General features: G+C 64.5%; 15 protein-coding genes and 1 tRNA gene. 13 read left to right on the top strand and 3 right to left on the bottom strand.

Annotation, left to right across the window (positions count from 1 at the left end):
- Positions 1–270 precede the first annotated feature (270 nt).
- The 5 genes from E3T38_RS05835 (at position 271) to E3T38_RS05815 (ending at position 4,689) form a co-directional block, all read left to right on the top strand.
- Positions 271–1,410, top strand: a complete 1,140-nt coding sequence (locus E3T38_RS05835; RefSeq protein WP_241984321.1) for an AMP-binding protein — start codon at positions 271–273, stop codon at positions 1,408–1,410.
- Positions 1,411–1,693: 283 nt separating this feature from the next.
- Positions 1,694–2,230 carry a hypothetical protein gene (locus E3T38_RS05830; RefSeq protein ID WP_134547010.1) on the top strand — a complete coding sequence of 179 codons (537 nt, stop codon included), beginning with the start codon at positions 1,694–1,696 and terminating at the stop codon, positions 2,228–2,230.
- A gap of 21 nt (positions 2,231–2,251) precedes the next feature.
- Positions 2,252–2,593: a hypothetical protein gene (locus tag E3T38_RS05825; RefSeq protein ID WP_134547008.1), complete on the top strand. Its 342-nt coding sequence runs from the start codon at positions 2,252–2,254 to the stop codon at positions 2,591–2,593.
- Positions 2,594–2,601: 8 nt separating this feature from the next.
- Complete coding sequence (locus E3T38_RS05820; RefSeq protein ID WP_134547006.1) at positions 2,602–3,645, top strand: peptidase; 1,044 nt, start codon at positions 2,602–2,604, stop codon at positions 3,643–3,645.
- A gap of 123 nt (positions 3,646–3,768) precedes the next feature.
- Positions 3,769–4,689, top strand: a complete 921-nt coding sequence (locus E3T38_RS05815) for a 1,4-dihydroxy-2-naphthoate polyprenyltransferase (RefSeq protein ID WP_241984323.1) — start codon at positions 3,769–3,771, stop codon at positions 4,687–4,689.
- On the opposite strand, the gene E3T38_RS05810 is transcribed toward E3T38_RS05815, so the two are convergent.
- Positions 4,663–4,962, bottom strand: coding sequence for a DUF4229 domain-containing protein (locus E3T38_RS05810; RefSeq protein WP_134547004.1), 300 nt, complete (start codon positions 4,960–4,962; stop codon positions 4,663–4,665). The genes E3T38_RS05815 and E3T38_RS05810 overlap by 27 nt on opposite strands.
- 72 nt (positions 4,963–5,034) lie before the next feature.
- Here E3T38_RS05810 and E3T38_RS05805 point away from each other — a divergent pair, with 72 nt between their 5' ends.
- Entirely contained in the window at positions 5,035–5,511 is a 477-nt protein-coding gene (locus E3T38_RS05805) for a PLD nuclease N-terminal domain-containing protein (protein ID WP_134547002.1), read from the top strand.
- Positions 5,477–7,207, top strand: a complete 1,731-nt coding sequence (gene menD / locus E3T38_RS05800; RefSeq protein WP_370448994.1) for a 2-succinyl-5-enolpyruvyl-6-hydroxy-3-cyclohexene-1-carboxylic-acid synthase — start codon at positions 5,477–5,479, stop codon at positions 7,205–7,207. Before E3T38_RS05805 ends, menD begins: the two co-directional genes overlap by 35 nt.
- 9 nt (positions 7,208–7,216) lie before the next feature.
- Here menD and E3T38_RS05795 read toward each other — a convergent pair whose 3' ends face one another.
- Positions 7,217–8,413: an isochorismate synthase MenF gene (locus E3T38_RS05795; RefSeq protein ID WP_134547064.1), complete on the bottom strand. Its 1,197-nt coding sequence runs from the start codon at positions 8,411–8,413 to the stop codon at positions 7,217–7,219.
- A gap of 114 nt (positions 8,414–8,527) precedes the next feature.
- Between E3T38_RS05795 and E3T38_RS05790 the strand changes: the two genes are divergently transcribed.
- The 3 genes from E3T38_RS05790 to E3T38_RS05780 are packed head-to-tail and all read left to right on the top strand — an operon-like array spanning position 8,528 to position 11,765.
- Positions 8,528–9,229, top strand: a complete 702-nt coding sequence (locus tag E3T38_RS05790) for a demethylmenaquinone methyltransferase (RefSeq protein ID WP_134546998.1) — start codon at positions 8,528–8,530, stop codon at positions 9,227–9,229.
- Positions 9,230–9,251: 22 nt separating this feature from the next.
- Positions 9,252–10,322, top strand: coding sequence for a polyprenyl synthetase family protein (locus E3T38_RS05785; RefSeq protein ID WP_134546996.1), 1,071 nt, complete (start codon positions 9,252–9,254; stop codon positions 10,320–10,322).
- A gap of 60 nt (positions 10,323–10,382) precedes the next feature.
- Entirely contained in the window at positions 10,383–11,765 is a 1,383-nt protein-coding gene (locus tag E3T38_RS05780; protein WP_134546994.1) for an FAD-dependent oxidoreductase, read from the top strand.
- A gap of 131 nt (positions 11,766–11,896) precedes the next feature.
- Here E3T38_RS05780 and E3T38_RS05775 read toward each other — a convergent pair whose 3' ends face one another.
- Positions 11,897–12,385, bottom strand: coding sequence for a YajQ family cyclic di-GMP-binding protein (locus E3T38_RS05775; protein WP_104126358.1), 489 nt, complete (start codon positions 12,383–12,385; stop codon positions 11,897–11,899).
- Between the two features lie 314 nt (positions 12,386–12,699).
- Between E3T38_RS05775 and E3T38_RS05770 the strand changes: the two genes are divergently transcribed.
- From E3T38_RS05770 to E3T38_RS17350, 3 genes are all read left to right on the top strand, one after another.
- Positions 12,700–12,781 (top strand) — tRNA-Tyr (locus E3T38_RS05770).
- A 72-nt stretch (positions 12,782–12,853) separates the two neighbouring features.
- On the top strand, positions 12,854–13,690 hold the full coding sequence (locus E3T38_RS05765; protein WP_241984319.1) for an inositol monophosphatase family protein: 837 nt from the start codon (positions 12,854–12,856) through the stop codon (positions 13,688–13,690).
- 181 nt (positions 13,691–13,871) lie between these two features.
- Complete coding sequence (locus E3T38_RS17350; protein ID WP_134546992.1) at positions 13,872–15,059, top strand: M23 family metallopeptidase; 1,188 nt, start codon at positions 13,872–13,874, stop codon at positions 15,057–15,059.
- The last annotated feature ends 147 nt before the right edge of the window (positions 15,060–15,206 follow it).

The following is a 15,206-nucleotide window of genomic DNA, read 5'->3' as shown; positions in this document are numbered from 1 at the left end:
GAGCCCCCGCATGTGGTTTTCGTACCTTGCGTGATGTCCATGGCGACCTCCCCGTACTTTCCAAGTCATTAGTACACCCCCGAACGGGGTGGACGACAAGGGGTTGACTTCTTGCTTATTCCACATTACCTGAGGTTTTTTCGTCTTCTCAATCCCCAATCTTACGAGTTGGAAAATTCGAAAAGTCAATGCTGGCGCCGCGTAGGCTGGCACTATGAGTGAACGGGTGCATGATTTCTCCTCCGGGCGCCCAAGCGACGCAGCAGCGCCGTGGTGAGGCCGCTGCGGGCGCTCGTGCCGGAGGATCCGCCGGCCTTTCTCGCGGCGCTGAGGGATGCACTCGCGGGCAACGGACCGGCACTGATGCCGATGCCGACAGGTGGTGGAATGGTTCTCGAAGACGTGCCGATACGGGTCGCGGTTGTGATCGAAACCTCCGGGTCGACCGGCACGCCGAAACGGGTCATGCTCGCCACTAACGCACTGCTGGCCGGCGCCGCAGCCTCAGCTGTCGCCCTCGGCGGGACCGGACAATGGCTGCTCGCTCTACCCGTGCACTACATCGCCGGGGTGCAGGTGCTCGTGCGCTCGATCGCCGCCGACACCAATCCGCTCGTGCTTCCACCGGGCCACTTTGATCCGGTGGACTTTCTTCGGCTAGCCGAGACCATGACCGAGCCGCTGCGCTTCACCGCGCTGGTGCCGGTGCAGCTGGCCCGCCTACTTGACGCAGCGGATGACCCGGCACTGCTGGCTGTGCTGCGTCGCTTCACCGCGATTCTGGTCGGCGGGCAGGCGATCAGGCCCGATCTCATTGCTCGGGCAGCTGAACTGAACGTGCCAGTCGTGCGCACCTACGGGTCGTCGGAGACCGCTGGCGGCTGTATCTACAATGGGGTTCCGATCGGTGACACCCTCGTGCGGGTTGTCGACGGGCAGCTCGAACTATCGGGCTCCGTGCTCGCTGAGGGCTACCTCGGCGATGAAACGCGCACCAGTGAGCGCTTTCTGGTGGAGCACGGTGTGCGCTGGTACCGCACCGGCGACCTCGGCGAAATCGACCCGATAACCGCTCGGGTCACGGTTCTGGGTCGCGCCGACAATGTGATCATTTCGGGCGGCGAGAAGGTGTCACTCGATGCCGTCGAAGGCATCGTGCGGTCCTGCCCCGGTTTCGAGCAGGCTGTCGTGATCGGGGCCGACGACGACGAGTGGGGGCAGGTTCCGGTCATAGTAATGCCCGGGAAGACGGGTGCAGTAATGGATCTGGAGGGAGTGGCAGCATTCGTCGTTCCCATTCTGGGCCGGGCCGCGCGACCGGGCCGCATTATGGTTGTGACGGTAATTCCACTGCTTTCCTCGGGTAAACCCGATCGCCTTGCCCTGGCGATTCTGGCGAAACGCCGGTAGGGCGGCAGATGGAGCGAGTGCCTCGGGGCGGCACTGAGTCCTTGAGAAGCGCCCGTAAATTGCCGCTCGCGGGGGTCGAGTGTGCGCCGAGCACCACGACCACGCCGATGCTTTAGAACTTGAGGATTACCCCTCTATTGGGGATGACGGGGATTGGAGCCGCGGCGGGTCGGCGCAATAGTCTGTCCTCACAAAAGGGGACCGACCTTCTTGGGTCGGTTGTTCCCCCCTCCAGTCACAGGGGGGAAATTCGTGACCCGGACCCCCAGGAAGAGAGCTATATATGAACTTGAAAACACGCGCGTTCGCGGCAGCTGCCGGTGTGGGAATTCTCACGTTGGGCATCGTGCTGCCGGCTTCGGCGGCCCCCGGCGACACAACGGCCACGGTCACGGTACAAGGTGGGGTCTTGGCGATCTCCGTGCCGACTTCGGCAGGAAACCTCGGCACTCGCGCCAACACGGTCGACGGCGGAACGATCAGTGGCTCCCTGGGAATCGTCAAGGTCAGTGATGCTCGCAGCGCTGGTGCGGGTGCCACCTGGATTGCCAGCGTCATCTCGACCGCCTTCACCCCGCTAGCGGGCCCCACCATTGCCGCCAGCTACGTGGGCTACACGGCCGGAACAATCAGCAAGTTTGGAACGGCCACGTACCTGGCTAACGATCCGGCCAATCTGACCGGTGTCTCTCCGGCGGTCACGGCCAGCGGCATTACCGGCGACAATGCCGCGTCCTGGAATCCGACGATCAATGTAAAAATCCCTGGCGGCACGCCCGCCGATGTCTACGCGGCTACGATCACCCACTCGGTTCTCTAACTCCTTAAAGCTGGACACAATATGTTGGAGCAGGGGGCACGGTTCATTCGCCAGGCGACGACCCGCAGGGTCGTCGCCTGGTCCAGCGCGATCCTTATGCTGAGCCTGCTGCTCGCCCCGGCACCGGCCAGCGCAGTCGCGCCGGTGGCGCTGGTGCGCTCCGCTGCCGACTTCTCGGTGTCCAACGAGGTGGATTCCACCGGGGCGTCGCTGGCGGACCTGACGGTTGAACCCGCGGCGCCAGCCAGGGATGCGGTCGTCGGGTTCAACAGGGCCAGCTGGGACCCGACAATCACGGTGGCCGTGCCCGGTGGTAGTTCTGCTGGCCTTTACTCGTTCACTATCACCCATTCCGTGCTTTAGGAGTCTCCTTGCCAATACAACCCGTCGTTGCTGCCGTCCTTGCTGTCGCTACCGGTCTGCTGGTGTCGTTCGCACCGCCCGCCCAGGCGGCCGGGAGTTCGGCGCCAGCCGGCAGCATCGGCCTACGGCTCCTGGACATTCCGGCCAACGCGACTGATGACCCGCGCGCGCGCCTCTATATCGTTGACCACGTCGCTCCCGGAGCGGTCGTCAAGCGCCGGATCGACGTGGCGAACGGTTTGCCGGACGCGACGATGATCAACCTGTATTCCGGCGCGGCAAGCGTTACCGACGGCGCCTTCCTCGGTGCCGAAGGTAACACCCCCAACGACCTGTCCACCTGGCCCTCTGTCGATCGTGAATCGCCCACCGTGCCTGCCGGTGAAAGTGTGACAGTTACGGTGACAATCACGGTTCCCGCAGATGCCGCACCCGGCGAACAATACGGCGTGGTCTGGGCGGAAGTGAGCGCACCGCCCACAAGTGGAGGCGGTGTGAGTGTAGTCAACAGGGTCGGGATTAGAATCTACCTCTCTGTCGGACCGGGGGGAGCGCCCGCGGCCGACTTCCTGGTCGGCACGCTCACCGCCGCGCGATCGGCCGACGGTCAACCCATGGTCGTTGCGTCGGTGCAGAACATCGGTGGGCGGGCCCTTGATATGTTCGGCACCCTGGAATTGCTGGGAGGCCCCGGCGGGCTCAGCGCCGGTCCATTCCCCGTCGTCCTCGGTACAACCGTGGGTATCGGTGACACCGAACCTGTCACGATTGTTTTGGACAAGGAGGTACCGGCCGGCCCCTGGGATGCCACGATCACCCTGCACAGCGGGCTCCTGGAACGAAGCGCGAATGCGACTATCACCTTTCCTGACGTCGGCACAGCGGCCGCGGTACCACTAACGTCTGGACCGCCCGAGTGGCTGTATTTCGCCATTATTGGTCTGCTACTGCTGTTGGTCCTGATCGCTCTTCTCGTACGGCGTCGGCGCGACGATGACCTAGCTGACCGGCCGGCTATCGGGTATGGCGTTGTGCAGACGGACGCCCAGTAACATGGGGGCGTGGCACAAGGAGCTCGGCCGGTCAGGCCCAAACAACAACGATTGAACCCCGCGGCGAAGCTGGCTGGTCTTGATCCCGCCAGAAAGACCAGCGGCAAATCGGGCCATCCGGCCATCAAAAACGGACCACCCCGCAAGGGACCGGCCGCGTTCAAACCGGCCACCGCCGCCGACTGGGTATCGGGCGCACGCCTGCGCACTCTGCCGCTCGCCGTTGCGCCGGTGCTGCTCGGTACCGGCGCCGCCATCGTGGCGAGCGGACCCGGCGTCTACCATCCGGTGCGCGCGCTGCTCGCACTCGCCGTGGCGCTGCTCCTGCAGATCGGCGTCAACTATGCCAATGACTATTCCGACGGCATTCGAGGCACCGACGCCTTTCGGGTCGGACCAGCCCGGCTCACCGGCGGCGGCGTCGCCAATCCGCGCACCGTGCTGCGCGTGGCCCTGATCTTCTTTGGCCTTGCTGCCGTGGCTGGCGTCACGCTCGTCATTCTGACCCAGTACTGGTGGCTATTGCTCGTTGGCGTCGTGGCCCTCGCTGCAGCGTGGTTCTATACCGGCGGCAAGAAGCCCTACGGCTACCAGGGTCTTGGTGAAGTGTTCGTGTTCGTGTTCTTCGGTCTCGTAGCCACCGCGGGCACGACCTATGTGCAGGTCGGCGACTTCACCACCGAGAGCGTTCTCGGTGGTGTGGCGATGGGGCTGATCGCCTGTGCCGTGCTCATGGTCAACAACCTGCGCGACATCGTGCCAGACAAGGCCGCCGGCAAGCGCACCCTCGCGGTGCGAATCGGAAGCACGGCCTCCCGGGTCGTCTTCTCGATTTTCCTGCTGCTGCCGTTCGTGATCGCGGGTCTTTTCAGCCTGATCTATCCGCTCGGAATCTTCACGTTCTTCGTGCTGCTGCTGGCTCTGCCGGCCTGCCTCATCACGATCACCGCCACGTCCGCGAAAGAATTCATCCTCGCCCTCAAGCTGACGAGCCTCGCGGCGCTGGCCTACGGCCTGCTACTGGGACTTGCCTTCGCGTTCTGACTTGACACGTTCCTGGGCACTCATCAGCGAGTCCTCGATCTCAGAATCCGGGTTGGCGGTCTGCTTGTCGGGGTGTCGCGCGTGGTAGAGATCGCGGGCAACACTCGCGCGGGACTTGCCCAGCAGAAGGTACGACAAGCACAGGCCGACCAGCGCGGCGATCACAGCGGACGCCCAGGGCCACAGCCCCAGGGACAGGAGAATTGCGAGCGGTACGGCAAACATTAGGACGCGCAATATGGAGTAATACAGCCAAGGGGGCAGGAATTTCATAGATCAAGCTTAGAATGCCGCGGCTGAGTAGGCGCACATGTCTCTCACGGTCTAGCGGCTTACAATCTAGGTATGCCCAAGCTCTTGATCGGACTAGGACTGGCCCTCGTCATCCTCACCGTCTATACCCTTGTGGACTGTGCAATGTTCGACCGCAAACGCATTCGCGGATTGCCGCGCTGGGTCTGGATTTTCGTCATTGTTCTCGTGCCACTGATCGGCCCATTGCTATGGCTGCTCGTCGGCCACGGACGCTCTACTCCCGCGACCCGGTCCTTTCGTTCGGTGGCGCCCGATGACGACCTCGAGTTTCTGCGCGGGCTGAACAGCGATGGTCCTGACGGCGCCGGTCTCAACGGCGGCAACGCGAAATCCGACACCGGCCAAAACCGTCCCTTCAACGAGAAAGACCAGCAGGAACGCATTCGCCGTATGGAGCAGGACCTCGCGGACCTCGACAAGAACGACCCAACTACCGGGGAAACGACGAAGAAGAAAAAGAAGAACGAACCGGGTGAAGGCGAGCAGCCTGGCCGGCGGGATGCCTGAAAGCCTCAAGAGCAGCCCGGCGTCCGATTTCAGCTTCGCGCTTTTGGACGAATTCGTTCGGCTAGGGGTTCGTGATCTGGTGCTTTGTCCCGGAGCGCGCTCGCAGGCGCTCGCCTTGGCCGCGGCGGCGCTGGAACAGGCAGGGAGCATCCGCTTACACGTGCGCACCGACGAACGCAGCGCGGGCTTTCTCAGCGTGGGCCTTGCCCTCGAAACCGCCCTGCCAGCGCTCGTTGTGGTGACGTCGGGTACGGCGGTCGCCAACCTGCACCCGGCCGTGCTCGAGGCGCACCATGCCGGGGTGCCCATGATTTTGCTGACGGCCGACCGCCCGGCCGAGCTGCGCGGTATCCGCTCGAACCAGACCACCGTACAGTCAGGCCTGTTCGGGGTTGCCACCCGGCTGTGCCTCGATGTTCCGGCGCCGGTCGGCGAGCCCGATGAGGAAGGCATTGCCGTGGCGCTGGCACGGCAGGCAATGGATGCTGCGACCGGCGGTTCGACCGCGGCTCCCGGCCCGGCACAACTCAACCTGGCCTTTCGCGAGCCGCTGTCGGCTGCGCGGCCTGCCCGCCCTACTCTGATGGCACGCTCTATCCGCGTAACCCCGTCTACATCAAGTGATGGGCCGGCCATGCTCCTCGCGCCGGGACTACGCACGGTCGTCGTGGCCGGCGATGGTGCCGGACCTGAGGCCGAAGAGCTGGCCCATGCCGGTGGCTGGCCGTTGCTGGCCGAGGTATCGAGCGGCGCTCGGTTCGGCCCGAATTTGATTGTGCACTACCGGGAACTACTCGCTGCCGCCGATCTCGGCGGCCAGGTGGAACGGGTGGTCGTGTTCGGTCATCCCACCCTCAGCCGGGAGATTCCGGCTCTCATCGCCCGTGACGGTGTCGAGACCATCATTGTCGCAACGACCGGACTCGAATGGTACAATCCGGCCCATGCTGCACGAGCTTTCACCCGTTCGATCGGCGCGGACGCTGAGTGTGTGCTGGCGGCCCAGACGCCCGCGGCACGGGAATGGCTCGGCCGCTGGGTCATGACCAGCAGGGCTCTTGCAGAGGCCGCGGCTGATGAAGGCCGGGCACCGATCGATAAGCGCGGCATAACCCGCGCTGAATTGGCAATTTTGCGAGCCCCGCTGACGAGAACGCTGCTCGTCGACGCGGTCTGGCGTGCATCGTGGCCGCACGACCGGCTCGTGCTCGGCGCGTCCCGGCTGATCCGGGAGGCCGATAAGCGCGTCCCCGGCAAGAAGATCACCGTGCTGTCCAACCGTGGACTGGCCGGTATCGACGGCACGATTTCCACCGCGCTCGGGGTGGCGCTGGCCAGCCAGGCCGAGCCCGAGCCGCGTTCGGTCGGCGTGACCCGGGTTCTGATGGGCGACCTCACCTTTCTTCACGATGTCGGTTCGCTGCTGCTCGCCCCGGGCGAACCAGAACCCCGGCTGCAGGTCATCGTCGGCGTTGACGGTGGTGGCAGCATCTTCGACGGCCTGGAGGTCGCCGCGACGGCTTCGGCCGCCGCGATGGAGCGGGTGCTCTACACCCCGCGCAGCGTCGATCTGAAGGCGCTCGCCGCAGGCTACGGCTGGGACTATGAGATTGCTGCCACGAGATCCGAGTTGGAGCGTGCCCTCACCGGCGCCCCTACCCGCCCCAGCATCCTCGAGGTTCCGCTAGTTCGTTAGCGGCTCGAATCAACCGAAGGCTTCGACGATGGGACGGAACTTCATTTTGGTCTCGGCGAGCTCGCGGTCGGGGTCGGAGTCCAGCACGATGCCGCAGCCGGCGTACGCGGTGATGCCGCCAGCGGGTACTACCTGCGCGCAGCGCAGCGCAATCGCCCACTCGCCGTCGCCGTCGGCGCCCACCCAGCCGACCGGTCCGGCGTAGCGGCCACGGTCGAACGGTTCAAGTTCGCGAATCAGGGCCAGAGCAGCGTCGGTCGGGGTTCCAGCGACCGCAGCAGTCGGGTGCAATGCTGCGATCAAATCGAGAGACGTCGACCCGTCGCTCAGGGTGCCTTCCAGATCGGTCGCGAGGTGCCAGAGATTGGGGAGTTTCAGCGTGAACGGAATCTCGCTCGTGGCGAGCGCCGAGGTGTGCGGGCGGAGCGACTTGAGCACGCTCTGCACGGCAAATTCGTGCTCGTCACCGTCTTTCGATGAGGTCGCCAGGGTGAGGGCCGCCTCGCGATCTTCCTCGGCATCCGCTCCCCGGGAGATCGTGCCGGCCAACACGCGGGCGTTGACCGAACCGTGGTCGGCGCGAATAAGAGTTTCGGGGCTCGACCCGATGAGGCCGTCGACGGCGTAGGTCCAGCAGTCCGGGTAACCGAGCGCGAGTTTGGTGATGGCGCGGCGCAGGTCGGACTCGGCCGGCACCCGCCCGACCAGGTCGCGAGCGAGCACGACCTTATTGATCCGTTGACTTTGAATCCGCGAGACGCCCGAGCTGACGGCTGTGCGAAAATCCTCGGGGGGCAGCGTGCCGGGCAGCAGGGCGATGCGGTACTCGTCGCCGAGCGGACGCAGCGTCAGCGGGTTTTCGGGAGCGCTCTGCCCGGTCTCCCAGATGCGCGTCACCCAGCAGTGGCCGTCTTGGCGGCCGACGATGATCTCGGGAACGATGAGCACGCTGGTCTCGGCAGACGTCTCATCGAAGGCGAAAGCTCCGAAGGCGAGCAGCCCGCTACCGGCGCGGGCGAGCGGGTCTGTCACGGTGGCCAAGGCGACGACTTGTTTCCAGGCGGCCGCGGCATCCGTCATGCGGGTCGGGCCGGAAAACTCGAGTCGCAGCGCGCAGCCGATGCCGGCCAGGCCCTGGTTGCGACGCATCCAGAGTAAGGGCGTACGGCGATCGAGCAGCAGGATCAGTTGGCGGATATCGGCCATCGGGGAGGTTTCGACCGTCAAGGCCCGCACATTCACTTCTGTAGCCTACGCCCGCGCGCGTATGCCCCGGCAACCGTGCAGTTTCGGCGGGCCTATGCATCCTAGAATGATGGGGTGAATAGAGCAGACCTGAACAAACGGCCGGCGCAGGTGGCTGCCATGTTCGACGAGGTCGCCGCCCACTATGACCGCACGAACACGCTGCTGTCGGTCGGCAACGCGTCGCTCTGGCGCATGGCCACCACCAAGGCAGTCAACCCGCAACCGGGCGAACGCATTCTCGACATCGCGGCCGGCACGGGCACCTCGAGCGCGGCTCTCGCCCACAGCGGAGCCCACGTCGTCGCCGCCGACTTCTCGGCCGGCATGATCGAGGTCGGTCGGGCTCGCCACGCCCACAATGAACACATTGACTTCGTGCAGGCTGATGCGACCGCCCTTCCCTTCCAGGACAACGAGTTCGACGCCGTCACCATCTCGTTCGGACTGCGCAACGTGGTCGAGCCGAAGAAAGCCCTGGCCGAGTTTTACCGCGTGACCAAGCCCGGCGGGCGCGTCGTCATCTGCGAGTTCTCGACTCCACCCTTGACGCTGGTTCGCCAGAGCTACTTTGCCTATCTTAATCACGTCATGCCGCGCGTCGTGCGCCTCGCATCCTCCAACGCCGAAGCCTACGACTACCTCGGCGAGTCCATCGCGGCGTGGCCGACCCAGCGGGTGCTCAGCGGATGGCTGCGCTCAGCCGGATACTCCGCTGTCGCCTACCGCAACCTCACCCTCGGCATCGTGGCCCTGCACCGCGGAATCAAGCCCTGACCAACTCGATAGGCTGTCTTACGTGAAATCCAGAGTCCCCGTGATTCGACGCACCGCGTCGGTGACCAGCCAGGCGGGCCTCGGCGAACGTATTTTCTCGACTTCCGCCGACCGCGGCTTGGCGGCGAATATCGATGCCGGCATCGAAAAGGTCGAAGCGGCGCTCATCGATGAGCTCGTCTACGCCAACGAAATCGCTACCGTCACCAGCCGTTACCTGCTCAATGCCGGTGGAAAACGCGTGCGTCCCATGCTCGCGCTGCTCACCGCGCACCTGGGTGAGGGCGTTGTGCCCGACGTTGTCACCGCAGCCACAGCCATCGAACTGACCCACCTGGCCTCGCTCTATCACGACGATGTCATGGACGACGCGGATAAGCGCCGCGGCGTGCCGAGCGCGCAAACCGTGTGGGGCAACTCCATTGCCATCCTCACGGGTGACCTGCTGTTCGCCCGTGCCAGCCAGCTGATGGCCCGGCTCGGTGAACGCGCCATCAAACTGCAGGCGACCACGTTCGAGCGCCTTGTGCTCGGTCAGTTTCAGGAGACGGTGGGCCCACGCGCTGGTGAAGACCCGGTCGCGCACTATATTCAGGTGCTTGCTGGGAAGACCGGTTCGCTCATCGCCGCGGCCGCCCAGGGCGGTGTGGTGTTCTCCAACGCCCCGGCCGAGTACGAGCAGCCGGTCGTGGACTTCGGTGAGAAGATCGGCGTTGCCTTTCAGCTCATCGACGATGTGCTCGATTTGTCCCCGCAGCCGCAGGAGACGGGCAAAGTGCCGGGAACGGACTTGCGGGCCGGTGTGGTCACGCTTCCGGTGCTTCGATTGCGTGAACGTGCCGCGAGCGATAGGGCGTCCGCTGATCTGCTGGAGCGGCTGGAACGTGACGTGATGACGGCCGGTGCGCAACAGGGCGCGGATGCGGACGCGGCAATCACCGCGCTGCGCGAGCACGCCGTCACGGCCGAAACCCTGGCCGAGGCTCACGGCTGGGCCCGTGACGCCGTTGCCGCCCTCGCTCCGCTGCCGAATGGTTCGGTCAAGAAAGCCCTCACCCGATTCGCCGAGTCCATCGTCGAGCGCTCCAGCTAGATCCATTCGAGAGCGGGCGAGGGCTTGGGCCCGGCCGGCCCGCGCAGTAAGGAATCTTCAGTGACCAAATTGAGACTGGCCATCGTCGGCGCAGGACCGGCGGGCATCTATGCCGCCGATATTCTGCTCAAAGCCGAGCGCAACTTCGAGGTCTCGATCGACCTGTTCGACCACCTGCCGGCGCCGTATGGCCTCGTGCGCTACGGCGTCGCCCCCGACCACCCCCGCATCAAGGGCATCATCACCGCTCTGCGGGGCGTGCTCGACAGTGGTGATATTCGCGTGTTCGGCAACGTGCGGTTCGGAGTGGACGTCACCCTCGACGACCTCAAGAAGCACTACAACGCGGTCATCTTCGCGACCGGCGCGGTGCAGGATGCCGATCTCAATATTCCAGGCGCGTCCCTGATCGGTTCATACGGCGCCGCCGACTTCGTGAGCTGGTTCGATGGCCATCCCGACGTACCGCGCACCTGGCCGCTTCACGCACGCGAAATCGCCGTGATCGGCAACGGTAACGTGGCCCTCGACGTGTCGCGCATGCTCATCAAGCACGCCGACGACCTGCTTCCGACGGAGATCCCCGGAAACGTGTACGACGGGTTGAAAGGGTCACCGGTGACCGACGTGCACATATTTGGGAGGCGTGGGCCGACATCCGTTAAATTCACGCCGCTGGAACTGCGTGAGGTGGGCGAGCTGAATGATGTGGACATGATCGTCTATGACGAGGACTTTGAGTACGACGAGGCCGCCCAGTCCGCCGTCGCGAGCAACAAACAGGTTTTCGTGATCGATAAGACGCTGAACCAGTGGCGTGCCCGCGAGACCGGCGCCGCCGGCCGCCGGCTGCACATGCACTTCTTCGCCAAGCCGGTCGAGTTGGTCGACGACGGCACGGGCCGGGTCGGTGCGTTCCGCTGGGAACGCACCGTAACGGATGGCGCCGGCGGCGTCGTCGGCACCGGCGAAATTCGCGAGATCCCGGTGCAGGCCGTTTACCGAGCCGTCGGCTACTTCGGGTCGGAATTGCCGGGCGTGCCGTTTGACAAGAAGCGCGGCATCATTCCCAACCGCGAGGGCCAGGTGCTACGCCGTGACCCGTCGGCCGGTACCGGCGGGCTGTTCAACCAGCAGATGTACGGCGTCTACGCGACCGGCTGGATCAAGCGCGGGCCGGTCGGTCTGATCGGCCACACCAAGAGCGACGCGATGGAAACGATTCGTCACCTGATCAATGACCTCGGGAACTGGTGGCGCCCCGAGTCGCCGTCGGAGGAGAGCATCGTGGACTTGCTCGATGCGCGCGGCGTGAAATACACCGGTCTGGACGGTTGGCACAATCTCGACCAGCACGAACTCGGGCTTGGCGAGGCTGTGGGCCGCACTCGCATCAAGGTTGTGGACCGCGACGAAATGGTGGCGGTGTCGCGCGCCGAGTAGCACTCCAAGTGCGCGCCTCTGCGGACGGGGCCCGGGCCCCGTCCGCAGGCCCAGTTTATAAACTGGGCCCCGGTTCACAAGGTGGGCCCGGCGGACAGAGGACGAGGGAGTCCCCTTGCCGGAGAGGTCCGCTAGCGAAAGTTTGTGAACTGCAGGGCCACGTCGAGGTCTTTACCCTTGAGCAGCGCCATCACGGCCTGCAAATCATCACGACTCTTCGAGCTGACCCGCAGTTCGTCACCCTGAATCTGGCTTTTGACGCCCTTGGGGCCCTCATCGCGAATGATCTTGCCGATCTTCTTCGCGTTCTCCTGGTCGATGCCGGCCTTCATGCTCGTCTCAATGCGATATTCCTTGCCGGAGGCGAACGGCTCGCCAGCGTCGAGGCTACGCAGTGAGATGCCGCGCTTGATCAGCTTGGCCTCGAACACTTCGAGGATCGCCTTGACGCGCTCCTCGGTGTTCGCCTTCATGAGCACCTTGTCACCGCTCATCGCGATCGAAGCTCCTACGTTCTTGAAGTCGTAGCGCTGTGCGACTTCTTTGTGCGCCTGATTAAGGGCGTTGTCGACCTCCATCGGGTCGACCTTGCTGACGATGTCGAACGTTGAATCTGCCATTCCCCCATGGTATCCGACCCGCGAGAGTGCAAAAAGTGCGCGGTTAGACACCATACGCGAACCCTCCTTTGCGGTCTCGAACATCGGCAATGGGTAGACGGCGGATACCGCCGACATCGCGGCCTCAGTGGCATCGGCGGCGACACGTCGACCAAGATGCGCACGCCGCCGGCCACCCGGGGAGTGCCGCCCACCGGGTGCCGGAAACGCCTCATCACGATTTCGACGCCCGTTGATTTCTCGGTGAGGCGTTTCGTCTTGTATTGTTAAAGCCGCGTCTCCGGTCAAGTGATTACACCTGGTCGGGAGCGCCTGGCGAGTTACCCAAGCGGCCAAAGGGATCTGACTGTAAATCAGACGGCGTAGCCTTCGTGAGTTCGAACCTCGCACTCGCCACGAGTATAACCAGAACAGGCAGGCCCTCGGGCCTGCCTGTTCTGGTTAAGGCCTTGCCTGTAGCGTGTGGGGATGATGCATCCCGCCCCGACCGAGCTGCTCGACCTTGCACGCACCGTCGCCCTCACCGCAGGCGCGCTCGCCCATCGGCGTCGCACCGAGGGGGTCGAGATTGCAGCTTCGAAGTCGTCACCCGAAGACATTGTCACCGCGGCCGACCGCGAGGTCGAGTTGCTCATTCGCGGCCTGCTCGCAGACGCCCGACCGAACGACGGGTTTTACGGCGAAGAATCCGACGCATCCGCGCACACCAGCGGGCTCACTTGGGTGGTCGACCCCATCGACGGCACCGTCAACTACCTCTACGGCATTCCGTTCTACGCCGTCAGCATCGCCGTTGTGCAGGGTGATCCCGACCCGGCCAGCTGGAACACCCTCGCCGGCGCCGTCGTCAGCCCCGCCCTCCGCGAGGTGTTCACCGCGTCGAAGGGCTCTGGCGCCTGGCTGGGCGACCAACGCCTGCACGTGAAACACGACGTTCCGCTCTCGCTCGCCCTGGCCGGCACCGGCTTCAGCTATGAGGCGGACCGGCGGGTGTGGCAGGCGAAAGTCGTGGGTGGTCTCATCGGCCAGGTGCGGGACATCCGTCGTATCGGGTCGGCCGCACTCGACCTCTGCTCGGTCGCCTGCGGGCGTCTCGACCTCTATTTCGAACGCGGACTCAACCCATGGGACCACGCCGCCGGTGCCCTGATCGCGCGGGAAGCCGGCGCTCGGGTCGGCGCTTTGCACACGGATGCCGAGGGTCGCGACCTGCTCATCGCCGCAGCTCCGGCCCTCTACGATCAGTTCGCACCGGTACTCGCCGCGCTCTTCGAATGCTTCCCGCCTGACGAGGGACCCCGCTGAAACTATACCCATTACCCCCTTTTGGGTGTGATTGGTCGCTTTCCTCTGGTATTCTCAGGGTTGCGCGTTACCCTTAACCGATTCGTTATATTGATTTTCCGTCATTTGGCGTGATTCAGTACGAGCACAAGATCCCGTCCGCTACGCCGAAAGCTGCACTTTGTCACGTCACACTCCACTTATGGACACCACCGTGTCCGGTGACAGTGACGGCACCGTATTTCCCCCGGCCGAACCGGCAGCGCTTACCCGTCGGGAGCGTCGCGAACGCGAGCGGGTAACGTTCTCACGGGTCGAATCATCGGTCACAGCACCGTTGACGGAAACCGCCGATGACCTCGTGCGGCTCAGCCCTGTGGCCGATCTGATAGTCACGGCCGATCTGGCCGAGCCGGACCTTGAACCGGTTGTGGTCATCGAGACTGACCGCATTGTCGCGGCTCGACCGGTCGCCGACGCCGGGCCTACCGACTACGAGAAGTTGTTGGCTCCCGGCGTGACCCAATCGATCCCGACGGTCATTCCCGCTGCCGGTGAACGGCCACGTCGCCATCGCATCGAGCAGAAGTCGGGGGAGACGTTTGCCCCCGCGCGCGATTTCGTTCCGGCCGGGGCGCTGCCCCGCCATACCCCGCGTGCACGACCGCTCGGCGGCACCATGCGCAAGCGCGCGGCCAAAGGCGCTTCGATTCTCGCGATGTCGTTCGTGGCTCTGATGGCCGTCGCCACCTCGATTCCGGCCGAAGCGTTACTGTCGTCACAAGACGTGCAGGCATCCGTTCTTGAATCGCAGCGTGTTCCGGCGACTGACGATATGCAGAGCATGGATCTGGCCGGCGGTGACACCGTTACGGTCGTGCGTGATGGCTACAAGTCGAGCACCATCGCCGAGGTTGCTGAAGCCAGCGGTATCCGCATGGAAGACACCTTCACTAACAATCCGAACGGAACCATTCAGTGGCCGTTCGCCGTTGGTGTTCATATCGGCGACCAGATCGGCTACCGCAATTGCGCCGGCTGTTCGGTGAACCACGGCGGCCAGGACTTCAACCCGGGCGTCGGCGCACCGATCCAGGCCATCGCCGACGGTGTGGTCAGCTACGCCGAAGACGGTGAAGCCAGCCTCGGCGTGCACATGATGATCGACCACATGATCAATGGCGAGCTCGTCACCAGCGTCTACGCGCACATGATCCACGGATCGATGCTTTTCGCGGAGGGTGACGTGGTCAAGGTTGGCCAAGTCATCGGCAAGACCGGCAGTACCGGGATGTCGACCGGCCCGCACCTGCACTTCGAGATTCGTCAGGGCGGAATCACCGGCACCAAGGTCGACCCGCTCGCCTGGCTCTACGCCAACACCAACTAGCGCACCTCGGGTCCGGCCGCCCGTCGGCGCGCGTACAACTCCTGCAATTTCTTGCGTCCGAACAGGGAAGGCGCGGAAAGTCGCGGGAGTATTTCGGAACGCCCGCAAATTGCAGGAGTTATGCGCGGTAGGCGGGCAGCTCACGGC

It is taken from the genome of Cryobacterium sp. Hb1, assembly GCF_004403585.1.
Lineage (GTDB): Bacteria > Actinomycetota > Actinomycetes > Actinomycetales > Microbacteriaceae > Cryobacterium > Cryobacterium lyxosi.
This window is presented reverse-complemented; position numbering and strand designations above follow the sequence as displayed.